Source organism: Kribbella antibiotica, assembly GCF_004349055.1.
GTDB lineage: Bacteria > Actinomycetota > Actinomycetes > Propionibacteriales > Kribbellaceae > Kribbella > Kribbella antibiotica.
On record NZ_SMKX01000122.1, the window covers coordinates 1 to 21,083 of the forward strand.

16 protein-coding genes are annotated in these 21,083 nt (G+C 67.2%); 10 read left to right on the plus strand and 6 right to left on the minus strand.

The features are described from left to right. Positions 1-233: 233 nt before the first annotated feature. A complete protein-coding gene (greA, locus tag E1263_RS31010; RefSeq protein WP_132173821.1) occupies positions 234-743 on the minus strand; it encodes a transcription elongation factor GreA in 510 nt (169 codons plus the stop codon). Positions 744-986: 243 nt separating this feature from the next. Then, complete coding sequence (locus E1263_RS31015) at positions 987-1,394, minus strand: DUF4307 domain-containing protein (RefSeq protein WP_132173823.1); 408 nt, start codon at positions 1,392-1,394, stop codon at positions 987-989. Positions 1,395-1,452: 58 nt separating this feature from the next. Here E1263_RS31015 and mca point away from each other — a divergent pair, with 58 nt between their 5' ends. From mca to E1263_RS31050, 7 genes are all read left to right on the plus strand, one after another. Further along, complete coding sequence (mca, locus tag E1263_RS31020; protein WP_132173825.1) at positions 1,453-2,316, plus strand: mycothiol conjugate amidase Mca; 864 nt, start codon at positions 1,453-1,455, stop codon at positions 2,314-2,316. 71 nt (positions 2,317-2,387) lie between these two features. Continuing rightward, on the plus strand, positions 2,388-2,666 hold the full coding sequence (locus E1263_RS31025) for a hypothetical protein (protein ID WP_132173827.1): 279 nt from the start codon (positions 2,388-2,390) through the stop codon (positions 2,664-2,666). A 118-nt stretch (positions 2,667-2,784) separates the two neighbouring features. Then, positions 2,785-3,819: a CopD family protein gene (locus E1263_RS31030; RefSeq protein ID WP_132173829.1), complete on the plus strand. Its 1,035-nt coding sequence runs from the start codon at positions 2,785-2,787 to the stop codon at positions 3,817-3,819. A gap of 9 nt (positions 3,820-3,828) precedes the next feature. Further along, positions 3,829-5,799 carry a thioredoxin domain-containing protein gene (locus tag E1263_RS31035; RefSeq protein ID WP_132173831.1) on the plus strand — a complete coding sequence of 657 codons (1,971 nt, stop codon included), beginning with the start codon at positions 3,829-3,831 and terminating at the stop codon, positions 5,797-5,799. Positions 5,800-6,024: 225 nt separating this feature from the next. Continuing rightward, entirely contained in the window at positions 6,025-8,085 is a 2,061-nt protein-coding gene (locus E1263_RS31040; protein ID WP_238161686.1) for a M4 family metallopeptidase, read from the plus strand. Positions 8,086-8,215: 130 nt separating this feature from the next. Then, entirely contained in the window at positions 8,216-9,799 is a 1,584-nt protein-coding gene (locus E1263_RS31045; protein WP_238161687.1) for a M4 family metallopeptidase, read from the plus strand. A 97-nt stretch (positions 9,800-9,896) separates the two neighbouring features. Further along, on the plus strand, positions 9,897-11,336 hold the full coding sequence (locus E1263_RS31050; protein WP_132173833.1) for a M28 family metallopeptidase: 1,440 nt from the start codon (positions 9,897-9,899) through the stop codon (positions 11,334-11,336). On the opposite strand, the gene E1263_RS31055 is transcribed toward E1263_RS31050, so the two are convergent. The 3 genes from E1263_RS31055 to trhA are packed head-to-tail and all read right to left on the minus strand — an operon-like array spanning position 11,333 to position 13,756. Continuing rightward, the gene (locus E1263_RS31055; protein WP_238161689.1) at positions 11,333-11,845 is read right to left on the minus strand and encodes a hypothetical protein; all 513 of its coding nucleotides are present in this window, start codon (positions 11,843-11,845) and stop codon (positions 11,333-11,335) included. The genes E1263_RS31050 and E1263_RS31055 overlap by 4 nt on opposite strands. Positions 11,846-11,900: 55 nt before the next feature. After that, positions 11,901-13,007 (minus strand): phosphotransferase, encoded by a 1,107-nt coding sequence (locus E1263_RS31060; protein ID WP_132173835.1) that lies wholly within the window; start codon positions 13,005-13,007, stop codon positions 11,901-11,903. A gap of 53 nt (positions 13,008-13,060) precedes the next feature. After that, positions 13,061-13,756, minus strand: a complete 696-nt coding sequence (gene trhA / locus E1263_RS31065) for a PAQR family membrane homeostasis protein TrhA (RefSeq protein ID WP_132173837.1) — start codon at positions 13,754-13,756, stop codon at positions 13,061-13,063. Between the two features lie 220 nt (positions 13,757-13,976). Between trhA and E1263_RS31070 the strand changes: the two genes are divergently transcribed. Both E1263_RS31070 and E1263_RS31075 read left to right on the plus strand, forming a co-directional pair. After that, entirely contained in the window at positions 13,977-14,756 is a 780-nt protein-coding gene (locus E1263_RS31070; protein ID WP_132173839.1) for an isoprenyl transferase, read from the plus strand. Between the two features lie 103 nt (positions 14,757-14,859). Beyond that, positions 14,860-18,300: a phosphocholine-specific phospholipase C gene (locus tag E1263_RS31075; protein ID WP_132173841.1), complete on the plus strand. Its 3,441-nt coding sequence runs from the start codon at positions 14,860-14,862 to the stop codon at positions 18,298-18,300. On the opposite strand, the gene E1263_RS31080 is transcribed toward E1263_RS31075, so the two are convergent. Next, positions 18,217-19,314 (minus strand): NYN domain-containing protein, encoded by a 1,098-nt coding sequence (locus E1263_RS31080; protein ID WP_202869135.1) that lies wholly within the window; start codon positions 19,312-19,314, stop codon positions 18,217-18,219. The genes E1263_RS31075 and E1263_RS31080 overlap by 84 nt on opposite strands. 362 nt (positions 19,315-19,676) lie before the next feature. On the opposite strand from E1263_RS31080, the gene E1263_RS31085 reads away from it, so the two are divergent. Beyond that, positions 19,677-21,011: a PhoH family protein gene (locus E1263_RS31085; protein ID WP_132173843.1), complete on the plus strand. Its 1,335-nt coding sequence runs from the start codon at positions 19,677-19,679 to the stop codon at positions 21,009-21,011. Positions 21,012-21,083: the final 72 nt, after the last annotated feature.

Here is a 21,083-nt window from a genome sequence, read left to right on the forward strand (position 1 = left end):
TCACCCGCGTCGCCTTCGGCTTCCACTCACCCACCGCACTCATCGCCCTGGCCATGCTCAACCTCGGCGGTCACCGGCCCACCCTCCCCAACCGAAACTGACCCACAGATCAGTCAGGAGAGCCCCAAATGGGGGCTCCCGGGTTTACGGGGTGCGCGCCGGAGGGGTGCGCGCCGGGGAAATGCGAAGCGCCCCGGTGGGATCCACCGGGGCGCTGCAGGAAAGAACGGGGGTCAGCCGGTGAAAGGTTCGGCGGCGACGATCTGGACGGTGACGGGCTTGCCGTTGGGGGCCTCGTAGGTGGCCTTGTCGCCCTTCTTCTTGCCGAGGATGGCGGCACCGAGGGGGGACTGCGGCGAGTAGACGTCGATGTCGACGGAGGCGTCCAGGGCGAGGAGCTCGCGGGAGCCGAGGAGGAAGGTCTCGACCTCGTCGTCGCCGGCGAAGGTGATGGAGACCTTCATGCCGGGCTCGACCCGGCCGCCCTTCTTCGGGGTCTCGCCGACCTGGGCGCGCCGGACCATGTCCTCGAGCTGGCGGATCCGGGCCTCCATCTTGCCCTGCTCGTCCTTGGCGGCGTGGTAGCCGCCGTTCTCCTTCAGGTCGCCCTCGTCACGGGCGTCGCTGATCCGCTGCGTGATCTCCGCCCGGGCCGGACCCTTCAGCTGCTCCAGTTCGGCCTTCAGCTGGTCGTAGCCCTCCTGCGTCAGCCAGACAACGCTCTCTTCAATTTTTTGCGTCATGGGCTGCTCCTTGAGGGTTGGATAGGTGGGCAGAAAATGATGCTGGCCGCCGTCGACGACGGCGACCAATCCACCCAGCCTAGCCTGATCCGCCCGAGAACCCCACTGTTCTACCGTCTTTCAGACGCCAGGAGAGCGCTTACCCGGAAGTTTTTCCCAGCCCGTACGACGCCAATCGGCAATCGGTTGCCGAGTCAGCTTCTCCGGCCTCCGGAAACCGGCCCTGACCTGCACGTTCGTCCGTCAGTGCGGGCGGTGGGAGTCGGCGGTGGTGCAGCCGACCAGGACGACCGAGGTGGCAGTGCGCTGGGTGGTGAGGGTGGCCGGCAGCGTCTGGTGCCGGGCAGAGTCCGCCGGGACGGTCAGGGTCAGCTCACCGACGATGGAGAAGTCGGCCGCCTTGGCCTGGACGCGGCAGGTGGCCTCGACGGACTTGCTGCGGTCGACCTGCACCGTGGCGGTCACCTGGGTCTCCGAGACGACCTTGAAGGCCAGCAGGCGTGAGGTCACCGGCGGGTTCGAGCCGATCACGGCGGCCCACAGCAACCAGCCCAGTCCGGCGACGGCGATCACTGCGACCAGGCCGATGATCAGCGGTCGGCGGGACCGCCCGGTCCGCCCGTAGCGGGCGTCGAGAATGTGCTCTGTCAACGGAGGTCCAGGGGGTTGGTTGTGGGTTTTGGGGTCGGGTGGAGGACCATTGTGTCTTGTGAGTGGAGAGTTGCGGTTGTTGCATGTGCATGCCCACCCTGATGACGAGTCGAGTAAAGGTGCCGCTTCGACGGCCAGGTACGTCGCCGAAGGCGTCGAAGTCCTGGTGGCCACGTGTACCGGCGGTGAGCGCGGATCCATCCTGAACCCGAAGATGGACCGGCCGGAGGTGCTCGCGAACATCAGCGAGATCCGCCGCAAGGAGATGGACGCGGCGCGTGAGATTCTCGGGATCCGGCAGGAGTGGCTCGGCTGGGTCGACTCCGGCTACCCCGAGGGCGATCCGCTCCCGCCGCTGCCCGACGGCTGTTTCGCGGCGCTCAAGGTGGAGGACGCGGCCGCACCGCTGGTGAAGCTGATCCGCGAGTTCCGTCCGCAGGTTGTCACGACGTACGACGAGAACGGCGGCTACCCGCACCCGGATCACGTCATGTGCCACCAGATCACCGTCGCCGCGTTCGAGGCGGCCGGCGACGCGAATGCCTACCCGGAGCTCGGTGAGCCCTGGCAGCCCCTGAAGCTGTATTACCACCACACGTTCCACCGTGAGCGGATGAAGGCGCTGCACGACGCGATGATCGCCCGCGGGCTGACGTCGCCGTACGAGGATCGTCTGAAGGACTGGAAGCCGGACCCGGAGAACGAGCGCCGCATCACCACTCGGGTCGAGTGCGCGCAGTACTTCGAGCTCCGGGACCGGGCCCTGCTGGCCCACGCGACCCAGATCGACCCCGACGGCGCCTGGTTCGCCGTACCGCTGGAGGTTCACCAGGCGGCCTGGCCGACCGAGGACTACGAGCTGGCGCGGAGTCTGGTCGAGTCGGAAATTCCAGAGAACGACCTCTTCGCGGGGCTGCGATGAGGGCGGCGGCATGACCGGGGTGGTGGGGTGGGGAAGGTATTAAGGGATGAGAGAATGGTGGCGTGATAGCGATGACCTCCCTTGCGCCGGTCGAGATCGACCCGAACTCGGTGCGTCCCGGCTGGGTCGCGCTGCTGATCGTGCTCGCTCTCGGTGCCGCCACGGTGCTGCTGTGGCGCAACATGAGCAAGCAGCTGAAGAAGATCAAGTTCGACGACGGTGGCGCGGACGACCCAGTAGCGTCTTCCGCCCCAGCGAGTCCCGCCAGTTCTGCGGACCCGGTCGCTGCCGAGCCGATCCCTACGGCGGGTACGACGTCATCGACCCCGACGCAGACTGAGCCCAAGTAACGCTCACAGCACGTTCCGGCGGCACCGTGATCACGAGATGGTGTCGAGCCGGGTTACGCCGGTTTTCCTGACCCTATAGTGGCCGCGTGCCCACCACTGCCGGGCGCAGGTCGCTGCGATGAGCACGACCCGTGCCACTCGCGCCGCCCGGCACCGCATGCCCGGACGCCTGGTGATTGGTGGACTGGCGGCGGTCGTCGTGGCTTCGGTCGCGCTCGTGATCGCCCTGTTCGCAGCAGGCAGTGAGCCCCACGACATCGGCGGTATCGGCGGCCCGAGCCTGTTCGTCGCGTGGCTGCTCCCAATCCTCAGGCTGATCGCGACCCTGGCCACTGTCGGTTGCGCCGGCGCGCTGCTGGCCGCGGTCGTCCTGCTCCGGATCGAGGGCGGCCTGCTCGGCACCCAAGGCCGGCGTGCGGTGCACGACGCCAGCAACTCGGCCGTCATCTGGGCGGCCTGCTCGTTCGCCGGCGCCGTGGTCACCGCGGCCGTCATCCTCGACACCCCGGTCAACCTGCTCTACCTCCGCCTCGACGACGCCCTCGCCGTACCCGAGGTGAAGGCACTTCTGATCACCGGCATCCTGGTCGTCGCCCTGGCCATCGGCATCCGCCGGGTGCAGACCTCGCAGGCCGCGCTCCTCGGCGTCCTGGTCGCGATCGGCGCCCTGATCCCGAACGCGCTCACAGCCTTCCCCCGCAACGAGTCGTACGTCGTCCTCGCGGGCGCGGCTCTGGTTGTCCACGTCATCGCCGCCACCACGTGGATCGGCGGCCTGGCCGGCCTCGTCCGCTACGGCCGAGCCAGCCGCGGCGGTCTCCCGGTCGTCCTCGATCGCTACAACGAGGTCGCCTACGTCTCCTCGATCGCCCTGGTCGCCAGCGGCCTGATCAGCGCCGCCGGCCGCCTCGCCGCCAAGGGCGATGGCTGGGGCGGCGTCCTCGACGTCCTCACTTCGGACGCGTACGGCGTCCTGCTGATCGTCAAGGTGCTTGCGTTCGCCGTGCTGATCGCCGCCGCCCGGCTCAGCCGCCAGCGAGCCACCGGCAACCTCCTCGAACGCAACATCCCGTTCTGGCAGATCGTCGGCCTCGAACTCGTCATCATGGCCCTCGCCCTGGGCCTGTCCGTGGCCCTCAGCCAGACGGCTTAACGTTGGGGCATGACCCCCGTGAACGAGCTCGGCCGTAGTACCAGCCCGTATCTGCGGCAGCATGCCGAGAACCCGGTTGCGTGGCGGGAGTGGTCCGAGGCGGCGTTCGCGGAGGCGCGGGAGCGCGACGTACCGGTGTTTTTGTCGGTGGGGTATTCGGCCTGCCACTGGTGTCATGTGATGGCGCACGAGTCGTTCGAGGACGAGGCGACGGCGCAGTACCTGAACGAGAACTTCGTGAGTATCAAGGTTGATCGCGAAGAGCGCCCGGACGTGGATGCGATCTACATGGCGGCGACCGTGGCGATGACGGGGCAGGGCGGTTGGCCGATGTCGGTCTTCTTGACGCCGGACGCGAAGCCGTTCTTCTGCGGCACCTATTTCCCCAAGGACGCCCGCCACGGGATGGCGTCGTTCCGGCAGGTGCTGGAGTCGCTGATCGAGGCCTGGCGGTCGAAGCGGGACCAGATCGACGGGATCGGCCGCCGGGTCGTCGAGCAGTTGGGTGCACGGCAGCAGGCGGCGGGTGGCGAGATCGATCTGGCGCAGGCTGCGGAGCTGTTGAAGAAGGACTTCGACTCGGTCGATGCCGGGTTCGGGGGAGCGCCCAAGTTCCCGCCGTCGATGGTCCTCGACTTCCTGTTCCGGCATCACCGGCGGACCGGTTCGCGGGACGCGCTCCGGATGGCTGCGGCGACCTGTGTGCGGATGGCTCGGGGCGGAATGTATGACCAGCTGGCCGGTGGTTTCGCGCGCTACTCGGTCGACGGCCAGTGGGTCGTCCCGCATTTCGAGAAGATGTTGTACGACAACGCCCTCCTGCTCGACGTGTATACCCAGTGGTGGGCAATTTCGGGGGAGCCGCTGGCCCGCCGGATCGTCGAAGAGACGGCCGAGTTCCTCCTCACGGAACTCCGGACGCCGGAAGGCGGATTCGCGTCCGCTCTCGACGCCGACACCGAGGGCGAAGAAGGCAAGTTCTACGTCTGGACCCCGGCCGAAATCCAGGCCGTGCTGTCCGCCGAGGACGCCGCCTGGGTCGTCGAACTCTGTGCGGTGACCGGCACTTTCGAGCTCGGATCCTCGGTTCTCCAGCTCCGCCAGGACCCCGACGACGCCGACCGCTGGCAGCGGATTCGGGCCCAGCTCCGGCAGGCCCGCAGCGGCCGCACCTACCCCGGCCGCGACGACAAAGTGGTCGCCGCCTGGAACGGTCTGGCCATCACCGCGCTCGTCCGCGCCGGCATCATTTTCGACCAGCCCGAGTACGTCGAGGCGGCGGCAAAGGCGGCTGAATTGATCCGGGCGGTCCATCTCGACCCCGCCACCGGACGGCTGCACCGGACCTCGCGGGACGGCGTCTCCGGTACGGCGCACGGCGTGCTCGAGGACTATGCGGCGTACGCGCAGGGGTGCCTCACGTTGTTCGGTGTCACCGGTGATCTCGAGTATTTCGAGACCGCACAGTCCTTGCTGGACCGGGCTCTCGAGCAGTTCGTTGCTGATGGCGCTTATTTCGACACGGCCGCCGATGCCGAGGAGCTGGTCTGGCGTCCGCAGGACCCGACCGACAACGCGAGCCCGTCCGGCGTGAGCCTGGCCGCGGAGGCGTTCACGACCCTCGCCGGCCTGACCGGATCAGTCCGGTATGAGACCGCGGCCGAGCAGGCGCTGAGCGCCTCGGCGACGATTGCGGCCCGCGCGCCCCGGTTTGCCGGCCGCGCGCTCGCAGTGGCCGAAACGATCGCCGCCGGACCCCTTGAGATCGCGATCGCGGGCCGCTCGCCGGAGCTGCTGAAGGTCGCGTTCACCGAGGCCCCGTGGGGTACGGCGATCGTCCAGGGAGCGCCCGATCTCGCCGTACCGCTGATGCTCGATCGCCCGTTGGTTGATAACCAAGCGGCGGCCTATGTGTGTCAGAAATTCACGTGCAAATTGCCGGTTTCCGCGCCTGGCGCTTTGCGCGAGCAACTTCGCTGACCATCGTGGGCAATGCGGGTTTTCCCTGCCATTTCGCCGCAATCGCTTGACTCGGGGCCTGCCGCAGACGAGAGTCCTCCCTCAGTCGGATGTAACAGAAATCGCATGTCCTGACACACAGTGTCACAAGTGAGCAGTGGCACTGATGGGCCAGAACATCCGGCGTCCCCAACTGAATTTGGTCGTTGCGCCCAAACAGCGACCACACCGTGAGGAGATGTTGTCTTGAAACGACTGACATCAGCAGGGGCGGTGGCCATCGTCGCAGCAGCTGGACTGGCTGCGGGCTTCACCGGCACGCCCGCCGGTGCGGCTGGCCGTGCGACACCGCTCCCGGCATCCGGCTTCGACCAGCCGGCCGCCGTACAGGCCGAACAAGCGCTGACCGCGCAGACGGCCGATGCCCTTGGCCTGGCCAGTGGCGAGAAGCTCCAGGTGCGCGACGTCGTCAAGGATGCCGACGGCACCGAGTACGTCCGCTACGACCGCACCTTCAACGGCCTCAAGGTCGTCGGCGGTGACCTCATCGTGAAGCGCAAGGGTGAGGCCGTCGGACAGGTGAAGTACAACTACGGCGCCAAGGCCGTTGGTGTCGCGACCAAGCCGACGCTGTCCCAGTCGGCCGCGCTCGCCAAGGGTGCGCAGGCCGCCAAGTTCAAGGCCACCGGTAACAAGGGGACGCTGGTCGTCTTCGTGACTCCGTCGAAGCCGGTCCTCGCGTACGAGGTCGTCACCACCGGCGTCAAGGCCGACCAGACCCCGTCGGTCCTGCACTCGTTCATCGACGCCAAGTCCGGCGCGGTGCTCGCTCAGGACGACGAGATCAAGACCGGTACCGGAAACTCGATGTACTCCGGCACGGTCAGCATCGGCACCTCGGGCAGCTACTCGCTGTCGGACCCGAGCCGCGGTGGCAACAACACCACGGACCTGAACGGCGGCACCTCCGGTAACGGCACGATCTTCACCGACCCGGACGACACCTGGGGAACTGGTGCGCCGGCGAACCGCCAGACCGCCGGCGTCGACGCGCACTTCGGTTCGCAGCTGACGTGGGACTACTACAAGAACGTCCACGGCCGCAACGGCATCTTCAACAACGGTCAGGGCGCACGGTCGCGGGTGCACTACGGCAACGCGTACGTGAACGCGTTCTGGGACGGCACCCAGATGACGTACGGCGACGGCGCGGGCAACACGAAGCCGCTGACGTCGATCGATGTCGCGGGTCACGAGATGAGCCACGGTGTCACCGAGGCGACCGCCAACCTGAACTACTCCGGTGACGCGGGCGGCCTCAACGAGTCCACCTCGGACATCTTCGGCACGTTGGTCGAGTTCTCCGCGAACAACTCCAGCGACGTCGGTGACTACCTCATCGGCGAGAAGATCAACATCAACGGCAACGGTACGCCGCTGCGCTACATGGACAAGCCGAACAAGGACGGTCGTTCGTACGACTGCTGGAGCAGCTCGGTCGGCGGTGCTGACCCGCACTACTCCTCCGGTCCGCTGAACCACTGGTTCTACCTGGCCTCCGAGGGCACCGGCACCAAGACCATCAACGGTGTCACCTACACCAGCACCGCCTGCGACGGCACCACCTTCGCCGGTATCGGCCGCGACGTGGTCGGCAAGGTCTGGTACCGCACGCTGAGCACCAAGCTCAGCTCGGGCAGCACCTACCTCGACGCCCGCGAAGGCGCCATCACCTCCGCCAAGGAGCTGTACGGCAACGACTCGGCCGAGTGCAAGGGCATCGCCGCCGCGTTCAGCGGTATCTCCGTCCCGGCAGGCGCCGCCGTTTGTGGCACCGTCCAGCCGCCGCAGGGCTCTGAGCGACTGCTGAACGGTGGCTTCGAGGGCGGTACGAACTGGACCGGCACTGCCGGCATCGTCACCAGCAGCACCTCCAAGCCGGCTCGTACCGGTACCTGGAAGGCGTGGCTGGGCGGCAAGGGCGTCACGGCCACCGGCAACACCGGTCAGTCCGTTGCCATCCCGGCCGGCAACCCGTCCGCTTCGCTCTCGTTCTGGTTGCGGATCGACACCACCGAGACCACCACCTCGACGGTGTACGACACCCTGAAGGTTCAGATCATCGACGGGTCGACCACGACCACGCTGGCGACGTACTCGAACCTGAACAAGAACACGACGTACACGCAGAAGACCTTCAACGTCGGGGCCTACTCCGGCAAGACGGTCACGGTGCGGTTCCTCTTCAACGAGGACTCCTCGCTGCAGAGCAGCTTCGTCGTCGACGACGCGTCGCTGATCGGCTAAGTCAGTACCCCGGGTCCGGGGGCCCTGAGCGGCCCCCGGACCCCCCGAATTTCCCCTGTGTCAAGGACGCGCAATTCCACCGCCCTGGCCGCTGCGCCCATTCAGCGACCACATTGTGAGGAGAGCTGTCTTGAAGCGAGTAACTTCTGTCGGAGCCTTCGCCGTCATCGCCGCCGCCGCCATGGTGGCCGCTCCCGCCGGCGCTCAGCTGGCGTCAGCGCCGTTGCCGGCCTCCGGCTTCGACCAGCCGTCCGCGGTCAAGTCCGAGCAGGTGCTGGCCGCGAAGACCGCCGAGGCCCTGGGCCTGGGCAAGGGCGAGGTCCTGAAGGTCAAGGATGTCGTGAAGGATGCCGACGGCACCGAGTTCGTCCGCTACGACCGCACCTTCAACGGCCTCAAGGTCGTCGGCGGTGACTTCATCGTCAAGCGCGACGCGGCCGGCACCGTCAGCCAGGTCACGTACAACCGCAACGCCAAGACCGTGGGGCTGACGTCGGTCAAGCCTGCGCTGTCGGAGGCGGCCGCCCTGGCGAAGGGCGCCAAGGCAGCCGGCTTCAAGGCCACCGCCAACAAGGGTGACCTGGTCATCTTCGTGAGCGAGACCAAGCCGGTGCTGGCCTACGAGGTCGTCACCAGCGGCGTCAAGGCCGACCAGACCCCGTCGGTGCTGCACGCGTTCTTCGACGCGAAGACCGGTGCACTGCTCGACTCCGACGACGAGGTCAAGACCGGTACCGGCAACTCGATGTACGCCGGTCAGGTCTCGATCGGTACCTCGGGCAGCTACCAGCTGAAGGACACCGCCCGCGGTGGCAACAGCACCACCGACCTCAACGGCGGATCTTCCGGCACCGGGACGCTGTTCACCGACGCCGACAACGTCTGGGGCAACGGTTTGGCGTCCAACCGCCAGACGGCCGGTGTGGATGCTCACTACGGTTCGCAGCTGACGTGGGATTACTACAAGAACGTTCACGGCCGGAACGGCATCTTCAACAACGGTGTCGGCGCCCGCTCGCGGGTCCACTACGGCAACGCGTACGTGAACGCGTTCTGGGACGGCACCCAGATGACGTACGGCGACGGCCAGGGCAACACCAAGCCGCTGACCGCCATCGACGTCGCGGGTCACGAGATGAGCCACGGTGTCACCGAGGCGACCGCCAACCTGAACTACTCCGGTGACGCGGGCGGCCTGAACGAGGCCACCTCGGACATCTTCGGGACCATGGTCGAGTTCTCCGCGAACAACGCCACCGACAAGGGTGACTACCTGATCGGCGAGAAGATCAACATCAACGGCAACGGTACGCCGCTGCGCTACATGGACAAGCCGTCGAAGGACGGTCGCGGAAGCCAGGACTGCTGGACCACCGGCACCAAGAACCTGGACCCGCACTACTCCTCGGGCCCGCTGAACCACTGGTTCTACCTGGCCTCCGAGGGCACCGGCACCAAGACCATCAACGGTGTCAGCTACACCAGCACCTCCTGCAACGGCACCACGTTCGTCGGTGCGGGTCGTGACGTGGCCGCCAAGGTCTGGTACCGCACGCTGACCACCAAGCTCAGCTCGGGTTCCAACTACGCGGCCGCCCGTAACGGTGCCATCACCTCCGCCAAGGAGCTGTACGGCGCCGGTTCGGCCCAGTGCCTCGCGGTGCAGCGCGCCTTCGCCGGGATCAATGCCCCGGCCGGCACCGCTGCTTGCTAGTAGCAACAAGTAGGAACTGACACTCGAGGTCCGGGGGCGGGCCATTGCCCAATGGCTCGCCCCCGGACCTTCCTTTGTAAGCAAGGAGAAAGTCCCCATGCGTAAATCCTTGTCTGCGGCTGCTCTCGGCGCCGCCCTCGCCGCCGGAGCGCTCGTTGTCCCCGGCAACCTTGCCTCCGCCACCGCTACCGACATTGCTGCGGTCGTCTCGCCGGACATCTCGGTGACCAACACCAAGGCTCACCTGGACCAGTTCCAGTCGATCGCCACCAGCAACGGCGGAAATCGCTACACCGGTCGCCCCGGCTACAAGGCCTCCGCCGACTGGGTGAAGGCCAAGCTCGACGCGGCCGGCTACACCACCACGTTGCAGTCGTTCTCCACCTCGGCCGGTACGTCGTACAACGTGATCGCCGAATGGCCGTTCGGCGACGCGAGCCACGTCGTGATGGCCGGTTCGCACCTGGACAGCGTCAGCGCCGGTCCGGGCATCAACGACAACGGCACGGGTAGTGCGGGTGTCCTGGAGACCGCGCTCGCCTACGCCGCCAGCGGCCAGACTCCCAAGAACCGTCTGCGCTTCGGTTTTTGGGGTGCCGAGGAGCTCGGTCTCCTCGGGTCCAAGTACTACGTCAACAACCTCCCCGCCGCTGAGCGGGACAAGGTCGAGCTCTACCTGAACTTCGACATGATCGCGTCGCCGAACCCGGGTTACTTCGTGTACGACGACAACCCGGCCGGCAACGGTGCGCGCGACGACCTGGTCACGTACTTCACGAGCAAGAGCGTGCAGACCGAATTCATCGACGTACAGGGCCGTTCCGACCACGCGGCGTTCCGCTCGCTCGGGATCCCGACCGCCGGAACGTTCTCCGGTGCCGAGGGCACCAAGTCGTCGGCACAGGCCACCAAGTGGGGTGGCACGGCCGGTCAGGCGTTCGACGCCTGCTACCACCGGGCGTGCGACACCATCACCAACCTGAACCTGACGTCGCTGGACCGCCAGATCGATGCCATCGGCCACATGATCTGGAACTACGCGCAGAAGGACTACGGCAGCGGCCCGCCCCCGGGTGGGACGAACCTGCTGCTCAACCCGGGCTTCGAGTCCGGCGCGAGCAACTGGACCGGTACGTCGGGCGTCGTCACCAGCAGCACCTCGAAGCCGGCTCGTACCGGTACCTGGAAGGCGTGGCTGGGCGGTAAGGGCGTCACCGGCACCGGCAACACCGGTCAGGCGGTCGCCATCCCGGCCACGGTCACCTCGGCCACGCTGGCGTTCTGGGTCCGGATCGACACCGCCGAGACCACCACGTCGACGGTCTACGACACGGTGAAGGTGCAGATCGTCGATGGGTCGACCACGACCACGCTGGCGACGTACTCGAACCTGAACAAGAACACGACGTACACGGAGAAGACCTTCAACCTCCTTGCCTACAAGGGCAAGACGGTCACCGTGAAGTTCCTCGGCGCCGAGGATTCGTCACTGCAGACGAGCTTCGTGATCGACGACGCCGCGGTTCTCGTTCCTTAGAGAGGTTTGCAGAGATTCCCTGGCGGGATCTTGGCCTCGGTGAGCAGCTTGCTCACCGAGGCCGTCAGCGGCTTCAGCTGCGGGTCGTCGAGCCGGGCGAGCTTGCCGTTGGCGCTGACCGCGATGATCATGTCGTCGGGGTGGCGCGCCGTCGGCTTGGTCGAGGTCACACTCGCCCAGTCGACCTGCTGCGCTGCGGAGGCCAGCGGCGTCAGGACAGTCGGGTCCAGCTTGCACCGGACCGTCTCCTTGCCGCGTGAGCTCACCGTGGCAACACCGTCGGCGTCGATCAGTACCTGGTCGTCGAAGCCGGCGAAACCACCGGTGCGAGTGATCGTCATCGGCAGTCCGACACCAACCGGAGTCGACTCGGTCACTGACGGCGTACTGGGGGTCGGAGTCGTGTCACCGGTCTGACCGGGGTCGGAGATTCCTTCGCTGCCGCACCCCGTCAGAACCAGTCCGGCGAGTACGGCGATGGCTGCGTAACTGCTCTTCGGGTTCCTCACGCACTATGGATACCCGATTCGCCCCGATTCGTTGCAGCTGAGACGCGACTGAAATCTAAACGACTGTGGCGACCAGGTCCACGAGTGCTCTCGTCAGCTGCACTCGCTGCTCGAACAGCGCGGGTGTGGCCGGCTCACTCAGCGGCAGTGCAGTGAACGTGGCTCTGGCGCACAGCGAACCCAGGTAGCCGTAGAGCACCTGCTCCTCGGTCACCTGCATTCCCTCCTCGGCCAGACCGGTCCGGAATGCCTCCACGATCACCTTGTGCACAACGGGCAGCGCATCCGCCGAGAGCTCACCAGCGTGCGCCAGCCCGATCAGCAGCTGCCCCAGGTCGAACCCGACGGCTTGTGGGCAGTCGAAGCCCCAGTCGATCACCACGAACTCATCCGGGCTCCCCTGCGGTACCAGCAGGTTCTGTGGACTCGCGTCCCCGTGCTGATAGCACTGCGGCAATGCGTCCAGTGCATCCAGTACGGCGGGCACTCGCGCGCCGAGCGTGAGCAGGTCCTCCCGCAGGTTGTGATCGTCCACCGTGCCCAGCAGCGGGTGGTCCCAGGCCTCGATGGCTGGTAGGGCGTCCTGCATCACCCGGCCGTTGGTGTAGTACCGCAGGGCGATGCCCGGCGTGGTCACACCGGTCCGGGGGAGGAGCGGTTCGACCAGGTGAGGCTGCCTGCGCGCCGACAGCCGACCGAGCAGGTACGCCGCTCGCTCGAACCGGCTGATCGGCCACGGACCTGGCTCCGGGATGACGTTCTCCATCCACAGCGTGCCGCGGTCGTCGTCGTCGTACAGGTCGATCCGGTAGGCCTTGGGTAGGCGCATGCCTTCAGGGAGCAAGTCCGCGAGGTTGCTGCGGTGGACTGCGATCTCCAGCTGCCACGGCAGGTTCCGGACGAACTCCGCACGGAATGGCTCCGGTACGACGACGTCGAGCAGCGGCCAATGCCGCACCGACTGGAGCTGCTTGACGAAACACGACCAGCCGACGCCATCCGCCGTACCGAAGGCGCGGTAGAGCCCTGCGGTCGTGGGGGTCCCGATGGGATAGTCGACGACCTCGAACCGGAGGTCACCGATACATGCGGTGGGCAGGCCGGTGACAGCGCGGCCCAGTTCGGTCAGTTCGTCGGCGGTCAGTGCCTGCACGGTGCTCATGGTTCAGAGTCGCTCCGGACCCTTCAGCCAGCCTTCAGATCAGGCCTGAAAGATCAGGACTGATAGGTCACGATGCTGACGGCGATGTAGTGGCATATGAAGGCGGCCACGGTCAGCGCGTGGAAGATCTCGTGGAAGCCGAACCAGCGCGGTGACGGGTTCGGGCGCTTGAGGCCGTAGACCACCGCGCCGATCGAGTAGAGCAGGCCGCCGACCGCGATCAGCGTGACGACCGCCGCACCGCCGTGGTGGTAGATGTCGCCCATCCAGAAGACCGCGACCCAGCCCATGGCCAGATAGATCGGGGTGTAGAGCCAACGCGGTGCACTGACCCAGAAGACCCGGAACAGGATGCCGAGCGTCGCGCCGCCCCAGACCAGGCTGAGCATCAGGATGCGGTCGTTGCCGCTCAGCAGCAGCATCCCGAGCGGGGTGTAGGTGCCGGCGATCAGCAGGAAGATGTTGCTGTGGTCGAGCCGGCGCAGGATCGCCTCGCCGGTCGCACCCCAGTAGAAGCGGTGGTAGAGCGCGGAGATGCCGAACAGCAGCATCGCGCCGATCGTGTAGACCACGGCGGCCCAGCGCGCGGTCGAGTGCGGCGCCAGGCAGATCAGGACGATGCCGCCCGCGGTGGCCAGCGGGAACGTGCCGGCGTGCAGCCAGCCGCGCAGCTTCGGTTTGAGCGCTTGCCCGAGCCGGCCGGACAATCCATGGCCAAGTTCCTGGGGCTGGGAGCTGGAAGTGGTCATCGCCGTCCTTTCGAAGAGCCAGGCTGCGGATACCTACTCAACCGTAACCTACGGAACCGTAGGTTCATCCTCCGGAAGGATGAATGTAGGCGACGTCACCAGTGTGCCGCACCAACTCCGGTGTCTACGATGCTGCGCGCAAGTGAAAAGTTCGGAGTCCCTTTCGCGGCCTGATCTGGGCTAGCCTCATTGGTGAGGACCTGGAGGCGAAGACCTGCTCATGCAGACACCCGGCAAGCAGAAACTGCGCGACGCGCTGATGATGATCTACGAGCGCCGCGTGCAGCGTTCGCTGCCGCCGGAGCGGATTCCGCGGCACATCGGCGTCATTATCGACGGCAATCGGCGGTGGGCCCGCTCGGCCGGCAACCCGGTGTCGCACGGCCATGAGGCCGGGGCGAGCAAGATCACCGAGTTCCTGCACTGGTGCGACGACGTCGGCGTCAAGGTGGTCACGGTCTGGATGCTGTCGACCGACAACCTGACCCGGCCGGCCGACGAGCTCGAGCCGCTGCTGCGGATCATCGAGCAGGCCGTCGACGAGCTGACCGCGATCGGCCGCTGGCGGATCCATCCGGTCGGCGCGCTGGACCTGTTGCCGAGTGCGACCGCCGAGACGCTCAAGCGCGCCGAGACCGCCACCCAGGACAGCGACGGCATGATCGTCAACGTCGCCGTCGGGTACGGCGGCCGCCGCGAGCTGGCCGATGCCGTCCGCTCGCTGCTGCTCGAAGAGGCCGCCCAGGGCATCTCGATCGAGGAGCTGGCCGAGCGCGTCGACGTCGAGCACATCGCCCGGCACCTCTACACCAAGGGCCAGCCGGACCCGGATCTGGTCATCCGGACGTCCGGTGAGCAGCGTCTGGGCGGGTTCCTGCTCTGGCAGAGCGCCCTGAGCGAGTTCTACTTCTGCGAAGCCCTCTGGCCGGACTTCCGGCACGTCGACTTCCTCCGCGCAGTCCGAAGCTACGCCCAGCGCGAGCGCCGCTTCGGGACGTGAAGTGAATAGGTCCGGACCAATTAACCAGTTGTCCGGACCAATTTCGCCCTCGTGAACACCTGATGTTCACGGGGTCTTCGCTTGCGCTGCGGAGCCTCGGGGGATGACCACCGTTTCCCGCCGTACGGTGCTCGGCAGTGCCGTCGGCGCCTCCGTTCTGGCCGCACTGCCGTCCAGCCTCCAGCAAGCCCTCGCCGCACCGGCCCGCCCCGGCCGGCTCGAGGACATCGAGCACGTGGTGATCCTGATGCAGGAGAACCGCTCGTTCGACCATTACTTCGGCACCACCGCCGGTGTCCGCGGCTTCGGCGACCGGACCGGCGTCCGCGGCGTCAACGGCCTGCCGGTCGGCTTCCAGCCGGACCCGTCCCGGCTTGAGGGCTGGCTGGCGCCGTTCAGCATGAACGCCGCGCACACCAACGCCTACCGCCAGGGTGCGGCCGACTTCGGCTACACCACGTCGATGGGCGCGCGGGCCGACGGCATCGCGGACGGGTATGTGACCCGGCGCAGCAGCGGCTGGCTCGGCCAGGGTTTCTACGAGCCGGCCGATATGCCGTTCTACGACGCACTCACCTCGGTCTTCACCGTCTGCGACGCCTATCACTGCTCGATCGAGACCAGCACCAACCCGAACCGCGAGCACTTCATGACCGGCACCTCCGGTGGCACGGTTCGCGACCTGCCGGTCTACGACAACACCGAGATCTCCGGTGGGTACGAATGGACGACGTACGCCGAACGTCTGGAAGCGGCCGGGGTTTCGTGGAAGACCTACCAGGCGCTGGACAACTTCGACGACAACGCGCTGGCCTGGTTCACGCCGTTCGTGAAGGCGAAGCCGGGCGAGTCGCTGTACGAGCGCGGGATGCGGATGGTCGGCGACGGCAGCCAGTCCGGCGACCCGTTCGCGATGGGCGCTGCGCTGGTGAAGGAGTTCGCAGCGGATGTCCAGGCGGACAAGCTGCCACAGGTGTCCTGGCTGGTCGCTCCGGCGGCTCTTTCCGAGCATGCCGCCTACACCCCGCCGAACGGTGAGCACCTGACCGCACAGCTCCTGTCCGCGCTGGCTGACAACCCGGCGGTCTGGGCGAAGACGGCGTTCATCCTGAACTACGACGAGCACGGTGGCTTCTTCGACCACGACCTGCCGCCGGTGCCGCCGTTGGGGAACGGCCGCGGCAAGAGCACGGTCAGCACCGACGGCGAGCTGGTCGTCCAGGTCAAGAGCGCTAACGGCAGTACGGCGTACCGGCTGGTGAACCAGCGTGGTCAGTACCGGGTGAACGGGGCCTGGGTGGACACGCTGCCGACCGGTGAGACCCGGACCGCCGGTCCGACGCCGCTCGGCCTCGGTATCCGGGTGCCGATGCTCGTGGTGTCGCCCTGGAGCCGTGGTGGCGCGGTTGACTCGACCGTCTACGACCACACCTCGGTCATCCAGTTCCTGGAGCGCCGGTTCGGCGTCCACGAGCCCAACATCAGCCCGTGGCGCCGGGCGATCACCGGCGACCTGGTGTCGGCCTTCGACTTCTCTGGTGAGGACCCGGCCTGGCCGACGCTGCCGGACACCAGCGGCAACCGTAAGAAGAGTGACGATGCTGCGCTGCGGCCCGCGCCGACTGTGCCGATTCCGCAGGTACTGCCGCGTCAGCGGCGCGGGACCAAGACGCTGCGGCCGCTGCCGTACGCACTCACCCTCACCAGCCGCATCCGCCGCGGGAAGGTCGAGCTCGGGTTCGGCAACAACGGCGATCAGGCCGCGGTGCTGGCGGTCTACCCCGAGCCGGGGGTTGCGCCCCGGAACTACACCGTCGGTGGGGACAGTCACCTGTCCGATGAGTGGTCCTTCGGCGCGACCGGCTTTGATCTGCGTGTCCATGGCCCTGCTGGCGCGCTCTGGCACCTGCGTGGCCGTAACGGCGATCTGAACGTCGAGCTGCTCCCCAGGGCCGGAGTGATGCTCGCCAAGCTCTCCAACAGCACCCGGCGCTCGCAGACGTTCCAGGTGGGTGATCTGGCCTACGGTGAAGGTATCCGCGAGGTCCGCGTCCCAGCTGGTCAGTTCCGCGAGGTGCCGGTCCGCATCGGCTCACACGGCTGGTACGACGTCGCTGTCACCGCTGACGGTGATCCGTACTTCCTGCGCCGCCAGGCCGGTCGCTTGCCGTCGCGCCGCGCAGGCAAGACCGACCCCGCGCTCGGACTACCCGATCCGGTCATCGCCTGGCTCAACCTGCCGGCGCCACTGACCGGGGACCGCACCAGCATCGTGCCGGGCCTCCCGACCCTGCTGACCGCGCAGTTCGCCGCTGACACCAAGGTGACCGGTCTGCACGCCGTACTCGATCTCCCGGCCGGCTGGACCGCGCACGCGGTCATCGCACCGCCCACGTCCCTGGCGGCCGGTCAGAAGGCGCTGGCCACCTGGCTGCTCACCGCTCCGGCTGGTACGACGGACAACGACCTGCGCCGAGTTCGTCTGCTGCTCCAAGGTCGTTCAGGCGACCGGTTGGCTCTTGCGGAGGCTGCTGCGATTCCGCGGATCGCGCCGGTGCTGGGGATCGCGATCGAACTGGCCAAGCCGTCGTCCACGATCGACGACCCGGTGGTTGTCCCCGGAAAGACCACCACGCTGACCGCCAAGTTCACTGCGGCCGACGACGTCACCGCAGTCACCGCGGCTCTCGCCGTACCGGCTGGGTGGGCGTCGAAGGTGGTGAGCCCGGCGCCGGTGTCCATCGGTGTCGGCCAGAACGCGACTGCGTCGTGGGAGGTGACCGCACCGGCCGGTCTGACGAGTGCCGACCCGCGGCTGCTGAAGGTCGTCGTACAGGGCAAGGCTCGCGGGTGGCCGGTGGCGGTTGAGCGGACGGTCACTCCGCTGGTGGCTCCGGTGATGACTGGGCACCTGCTGGACGAGGACTTCGAGTCGCTGGCCGACAAGCTGCAGGTCGCGGCTGAGCGTCCCGCTCCGGCCGGGCTGCTCGGGTGGACGCCGACTCCGCCCGCGGGCTGGTCGGTGGTCAACGCTCCGGGGATGCCGCAGGGGCCGAAGGACCTGCAGGGCTGGACGTTCATGACCAAGCGGATGCACAGCACTGGTGGTCAGGATCGAGACCTGTTCAAGCTGGGCCTCGGTGTGCTCGCCGTTGCGGACCCGGACGACTGGGACGACCTGGACGGTGCCTCCGGCCGCGGTGCGTACGACTCCACACTGGTGTCGCCCGCCGTGACGCTCTCCGCGGGTACGGCGAAGCTGTACCTGGTGTTCGACTCGCACTATCGCCAGGAGGCCCCGCAGAAGGTCGCAGTCACCGCCACGTTCGACACCGGTGCTCCGGTCGAGCTCCTGCGCTACAGCAGCGACGCGACCGGTAACGACAACGCCGGCGGTGATGTCGAGAACAAGGAGATCCGGAAGGAGTTCGCCGTACCGGCTGGTGCCCGTGCGGTGACACTACGGTTCCGGATCTACGACGCGCGGAACAACTGGTACTGGGCGGTCGACAATATCAGGTTGGATGCCCAGCCGATCCGTTGACCGCCCGCAGCGCACACACGCCGTACGGCGTCTGAGGTAGTAGGCGTAGGTCGCCGTGCCGAGTGCTGCGCCCCAGACGATCCAGAGAATGCCTGGTGCGTTCACCGCCCAGTTGTCGCCGTCCAGCGGCAACTGGGCGTTCATCAGGCCAGCAGGAATCAGTACGACGGCCACGACCGCTGCGGGGATGAGCGCAAGCCGCGGCGGGATCCGGCGGCCGGCCTTGAACCAGATCCAGCGCGGATAGACCTCACCCCAGCGGTGCACCAGACCGTGCGTGAGGATGCTGCCGCCGATGGCCATCACAGCCAGGCTGAGGCCCAGCTCCAGCATGCCGGGGGTGTCGGCCATCATCCGGTGGAAGTCGGCGCTGATACCGAGCGGCCAGCCGAAGAACCAGGCGATCCGGGTGGCCTCGTACGGCAGGTTCGCAACCACGGCCACGCCGACCGCCACACGTCCCCAACGCAGCGCTGACTCCGGTGTGGTCCAGGACGGTGCCGGCCGGTCGCTGCGGCCGCAGGAGGCACACGCGGAGCGGCTGCGGCGGTGGTACGCGACTGCGGTGGCCGCCCACAGGAGGCCGCCGGCGAATAAGAGCAGCAGGTTGACCCGATGCCAGTACAAGACATCACCAAGCCCGCCCTGTGCACCCGGAACCCCCGTGAAGGCAAACACCAGTAGCGCCGGGGACAGTGCCAGGACGGCGAGCGGTGTGTAGTCCGGAATCACCAGGGCGAGCCCGACCGCCAGGACGGCGGCGATTGTCTGCAGCAACCAACCACGAGGCCGCCGATACGCCATGACCACGGTCAGTACGGCGCCTCCGAGACCCACGACTGCCATCACTGGCCCTACAACGGCCACTGAGGCGCCTTCCAGTACCGATCCCGTACTCCGGTCGTCCGCCACGTCGGCGAACGGGTAGCCGGCGCCTCCGAGCGACCAGTAGATCCCCAATGCCCCGTAGGCGAACGACCACAACGCTGTGACGACCGGCCAGTTCTTCCGCATGTCATCAGCGTCGGCCGGGACGCCGTCGTACCGGATCACTCCGCGGGGTGAACGGGATCCCCCGGGTGGGGGGAACGTGTAACACCCTGTTAACCCCGTGGCCGGGCGTGTCGGGCTGCGGGGTTTGCGGGACCCTCCTACTCTGAACAGTGATGGTCGGAGGGGAAGCCGGCCGTTACGGGAGGTGCGATCAGCTTGAGAATCGTTCGCCAGCCGGTTACCCCGCTCAGGGGTAGAACGGAGTACCTGAGACGTTCTGTCTCGGTCTCAATCTCGGTCTTGCTGATTCCCGACTCCCGGTCCAACACCTAACACTGGTGGGCCGGGCGTGGTGCACGCTGCGGCCCGAGAGGACGTGCGACATGGCTGCCACCCACGCCAAGACGTCAAGTACCTCATCCACACCGGACCAGCGCATTTTTGTGCTGGACACCTCGGTGCTCCTGTCGGATCCGCATGCGATGCTGCGGTTCGACGAGCACGAGGTGGTCGTCCCGGTGGTCGTCGTCACCGAATTGGAGGCCAAACGGCATCATCCTGAGCTCGGCTACTTCGCGCGCACCGCACTACGCCTGCTCGACGATCTCAGGATCAAGCACGGACGATTGGACGCACCCCTGCCAGTGGGGGAGAACGGTGGATGCCTCCGGGTCGAGCTGAACCACACCGACCCCGCAAGCCTGCCGGCCGGTTTCCGGCTCGGCGACAACGACAGCCGCATCCTCGCGGTGGCGTGCAACTTCAAGGCCGAGGGCCGCGACGTCACGCTGGTCTCCAAGGACCTGCCGATGCGGGTCAAGGCCTCGGCCTGTGGCCTGGTGGCCGAGGAGTACCGCGCCGAGATCACCTTCGAGTCCGGCTGGACCGGGATGGCCGAGCTCGAGGTCGAGACCGCGGTGGTCGACGACCTGTACGAGGAAGGTGTGCTGGAGCTTCAGCAGGCCGGTGAGTTCCCGACCCATACCGGGCTGGTGCTGCTGTCCGACCGGGGCAGTGCGCTCGGCCGGGTGATGCCGGACAAGCGGGTCCGGCTGGTGCGCGGCGATCGCGAGGCCTTCGGGATCCGCGGCCGGTCGGCCGAGCAGCGCGTCGCGCTCGACCTCTTGCTCGACCCGGACGTCGGGATCGTCTCGCTCGGCGGCCGAGCCGGTACGGGCAAGTCGGCGCTCGCGCTGTGTGCCGGTCTGGAGGCGGTGATGGAGCGCCGCCAGCACAAGAAGGTGGTTGTGTTCCGGCCGCTCTTCGCGGTCGGTGGCCAGGAGCTCGGATACCTGCCGGGCAGCGAGTCGGAGAAGATGGCGCCGTGGGCGCAGGCCGTCTTCGACACGCTGGGTGCGCTGGCCGGTGGCGACGTGATCGAAGAGGTGATGGACCGCGGCATGCTCGAGGTACTGCCGTTGACCCACATCCGCGGCCGCTCGCTGCACGACGCGTTCGTGATCGTCGACGAGGCGCAGTCGCTGGAGCGCAACGTACTCCTGACCGTGCTGTCCCGGGTCGGCGCGAACTCACGAGTCGTGCTCACCCACGACGTGGCCCAGCGGGACAACCTCCGCGTCGGCCGGCACGACGGTGTGGTCGCGGTGGTCGAGCAGCTCAAGGGCCATCCGCTGTTCGCACACGTCACGCTGACCCGTTCGGAGCGCTCGCCGATCGCCGCGCTGGTCACCGAGATGCTCGACGATCTGCAGATCTGACTGACATGTAAGGAGTAATGGTGAGCTTCGCTCATCACTATCTGTAAAGCACGCGTAAGACTTCGTCAGCCA